Origin of the sequence: Halapricum sp. CBA1109, assembly GCF_009741825.1 — an archaeon.
GTDB lineage: Archaea > Halobacteriota > Halobacteria > Halobacteriales > Haloarculaceae > Halapricum.
In genome coordinates this window covers 1-3,687 of sequence record NZ_WPCA01000200.1, presented here as the reverse complement: position 1 = coordinate 3,687, position 3,687 = coordinate 1, and the positions used below count along the sequence as shown (strand labels likewise).

Genomic DNA, 3,687 nt, shown 5'->3' with positions numbered 1-3,687 from the left:
CGACCGCAGCGTCTCTCAGGCGGTCACGGAGACTGTCGCCGCCGAGTTCCGGACGGGGCTGGCGAGTCGCGCCGGCGCCGTCCACGAGACCCAGCGACTGGCGGCCGAGTGGCCAGTCGACGTAGACGCCGTGTCGACGCCGGCGACGCTCCACCACGGGAGTGAGGACCGGAACGTCCCGCTTGCGGGCGCACAGGCGCTCACCGAACGGCTCCCGTCGGGTCGCCTCGTCGTCCACGAGGGCGCCGACCACCTCGGCGCGTTGCTGTCCTGTCGCGGGACGATATTCGAGTGAGTCAGTCCTCGTACTCGCCTATCTTGACGAGTTGCTTGCCGATGTTCTCGCCGTCGAACAGGCCGAGGAACGCGTCCGGGGCCGACTCGATGCCCTCGGTGACCGTCTCCCGGTAGGTGATGTCGCCGTTGCGGACCCACTGGCCGAGTCGCGTCGTCGCCTCGCCGAACCGCGGCGCGAAATCGGAGACGAGAAAGCCCTGTACGGTCGCTCGCGTCTGGATGACCGTGGCGAGTTTCCGCGGACCGGTCGGCATCGATTCGGCGTTGTACTGGGAAATCTGTCCGCAGACCGCGACCCTCGCGTCGACGTTCAAAGACCGGAAGACGGCGTCCGTGATGGGGCCGCCGACGTTGTCGAAGTAGGCGTCGACGCCCTCCGGGGCCGCCTCCTGCAGAGCGGTGTGGTAGTCCTCCGTCGTCTCGTAGTTGATGCCAGCGTCGAAGCCCAACTCCTCTTCGAGAAAGCGGACCTTCTCGTCGCTGCCGGCGAAGCCGACCACTCGCGCGCCCGTGAGACTCGCTATCTGGCCGGCGACGCTGCCCACCGCGCCCGCCGCGCCGGTCACGACGAACGTGTCCCCGGCGTCGACGTCAGCGACCTCACGCGTCCCGAAGTAGGCCGTCCGGCCGGGCATCCCGAGGACGCCCAGTGCCGTCGAGATGGGCGCGGCGTCGGGGTCGATACCGTGGAGTTCGCTCCCGGGCGCGGTGGCGTACTCCGCCCAGTCGAGTTCGGCGGTGACCACGTCGCCCGTCTCGTGGGTCGTCCCGTGCTCCGCGACGACTTCGCCGACGACGGCCCCGTGGAGCGTCTCGCCCACGTCCCACGGGTCGGCGTAGGACTCGGCCGCGCTCATCCGACCGCGCATGTACGGGTCGACCGAGAGATACAGCGTCCGCACCAGCGCCTCGCCCGGACCGGGGTCCGGGACCGGGTCTTCCTGCAGTTCGAAGGTGTCCGAATCGGGGCGGCCCTGCGGTCGTTCGGCCAGTGTCCACCGTTTGTTGGAGTCAGTCACAGCCCACCGTTCGGTCGGACTCCGGAAGGGACCTCCGGTACCGGAACGACCGACGATAAACAGTATGAAACGCCTCGGTGCCCTACCGACGGTATGACCGACGACTACGCCGAGCAACTCCGACGCCACCGCGCCGAAAAAGACGAGTTCCTCGCGACCCACCGCCAGTCGCCCATCCCGCCGGAACAGCGGGACTCCTTCGACGGACTGGCGTACTTCGACCCCGACGAGTCCTACCGCGTCGAGGCCACCGTCACCGTCCACGACGACCCCGACATCGTCGAGATGGACACCTCCGAGGGCCGGGTCGTCCGCTACCGCGAGGAACTCAGCTTCGAGGCTACCGTCGACGGCGAGGCGGTCACGTTCCACGGCTACCGACAGGAGGCCGACGACGAGATATTCGTCCCGTTCCGTGACAAGACGACGGGCCAGCAGACCTACGAGGGCGGCCGGTACATGGAGTTGACGCCCGAGGAGAAACTGGAAGACGGCGACACGGTCACGGTCGATTTCAACCTCGCGTACGCCCCCTTCTGTGCGTTCTCGGACACCTTCGACTGCCCGCTGGCGCCCGAAGAAAACTGGCTCGACGTGGCAATCGAGGCCGGCGAGCGCAACCCCTGAGAACCACTAGCGTGAGGCGTGGACACAGCCCCACACAACGTCTTTCACGCCGCATCGCCTAGGACAGCCGAGCAGTGGCACACCGCTTCAATCCCATCCACAGAGTCGTCCTCGCGGTCGGTGCTGTCCTCCAACGGTTCGGACTGGTCGACCACGACCGGACCGCAGAAGCGGCCGAGCTATCCTGGCCGCGGATCGTCACCGGCATCGCCCGGATGTCGAAAAACGCCGTCGACGTGGCGATGGTCGGCGTGGCGCTTGGGTCGCTGGCTATCGCCGGCGTCGGCTTCGCGTCCCCGTTCTGGGGGCTGGCGTTCTCGCTCGGCGGCGGCATCGCCGCGGGCTCTATCGCGCTCGTCTCACAGCGCTTCGGCGCGGACGCCTACGACGATATCGGCGCCCCGATCCGTCACAGCGTCACGCTCGTCCTCGTTGGAACCGTCCCGCTGACGCTGTTTTTCGCCGCCGTCCCGGAGACGCTGATCGGCTTTCTCACCGACGACCCGACCGTCCTCGCCTACGGCAGTGACTACCTCCGGGTCGTCGCCTTCGGCATCCCGTTCGCGGCGCTGAACCTCATCGGGAGCCGCGTCTACATCGGCGTCGACGACGCCTGGACGCCGATGGTCCTCCGGGCGACGGGCGCTATCGTGAACATCGGCCTCAACGCCGTCTTCATCTTCGGCCTCGATATGGGCGTCGTCGGGGCGGCGCTGGGGACGGTGCTCTCGAACGCAGTCATCACCGTCGCGTTCTTCGTCGGCCTGACCGTCCGGCGGATACCCGGAACCCGACCGTTCCCGGCCCCGGTTTCGGTCCGCGGGCGCTACACCGACCGCGAGACGCTGTCGGATCTGGTCTCTATCGGCCTGCCGGTCATCGGCCGCAACAGCGTCTGGACGGTCGCACGCTTCCCGATGCTGGCCATCGTCGGCCTGTTCGGCCCGACGGTCGTCGCGGCGTACGTCATCGCCCGGCGCATCTGGGGCCTGCTGAACACGCCCGGGTGGGGCTTTGGCCTCGCGGCGTCCAGCCTCGTCGGCCAGGAACTCGGGGCCGACGACGAGGACACCGCCGCCGCCTACGGCCGCGAGATAACCCTGCTGGCCATCGGGACGTACGCCATCGGCGGCGTGCTGACCGCCCTCTTCGCCGAGCGGATCGTTCGGCTGTTCGTCGACAGCTCGGCCGACCCGTCGATACCGGTCGCCGTCGGCCTCGTCTACGTCGCCTGCGTCGCGGTCATCCCGCAGGCAGTCAAGGCCACCGTCGCGGGCGCGCTGGACGCGACCGGCGACACGCGCTGGCCGTTCTACAGCCAAGTGCTGGGGATGTTCGTCGTCGGGCTTCCGCTGGCGTACCTCGGCGCGACGACGGCGCTGGGCATCTGGGGCCTGTACCTCTCGTTTTTCGCCGAGGCCGCCATCCCGGCAGTCATCAACTACTACCGCTTCACCACCGGGAAGTGGCGGGCGATAAGCCGCGAGTACCGACCGAACGCGGCGAAGGCCGACGACTGATCGGTGTCGGCGCAGTACAGACGCTGACGACTGATCGGTGTCGGCGCAGTACAGACGCTGACGACTGATCGGTGTCGGCGCAGTACAGACGCTGACGACTGATCGGTGTCGGCGCAGTACAGACGCCGACGACTAACGACGAGGTTAGTCGCACTTTTGAGCCCGCAAGAGAGAATCCCGGTAGATGAACCGTCGCCGAGCGCTCGCCGTCGTCGCCGTCGCCG

At 68.1% G+C, this 3,687-nt stretch carries 3 protein-coding genes and 1 pseudogene; 3 read left to right on the top strand and 1 reads right to left on the bottom strand.

All coding sequences use genetic code 11. The annotated features are described in order from the left end of the window. A pseudogene (locus GJ629_RS16480) lies at positions 1-295 on the top strand (alpha/beta hydrolase); the annotation flags it as partial. A gap of 1 nt (position 296) precedes the next feature. Here GJ629_RS16480 and GJ629_RS14965 read toward each other — a convergent pair. After that, a complete protein-coding gene (locus tag GJ629_RS14965) occupies positions 297-1,316 on the bottom strand; it encodes an NADP-dependent oxidoreductase (RefSeq protein WP_370515931.1) in 1,020 nt (339 codons plus the stop codon). A gap of 93 nt (positions 1,317-1,409) precedes the next feature. On the opposite strand from GJ629_RS14965, the gene GJ629_RS14960 reads away from it, so the two are divergent. Then, positions 1,410-1,943, top strand: coding sequence for a DUF1684 domain-containing protein (locus GJ629_RS14960; RefSeq protein ID WP_157513730.1), 534 nt, complete (start codon positions 1,410-1,412; stop codon positions 1,941-1,943). A gap of 74 nt (positions 1,944-2,017) precedes the next feature. Beyond that, positions 2,018-3,463: an MATE family efflux transporter gene (locus GJ629_RS14955; protein ID WP_370515930.1), complete on the top strand. Its 1,446-nt coding sequence runs from the start codon at positions 2,018-2,020 to the stop codon at positions 3,461-3,463. The last annotated feature ends 224 nt before the right edge of the window (positions 3,464-3,687 follow it).

What these genes read in the sequence shown, in the direction of transcription:
- GJ629_RS14960 (WP_157513730.1), top strand. Translation starts at nt 1,410, where the DNA reads ATGACCGACGACTACGCCGAGCAACTCCGACGCCACCGCGCCGAAAAA.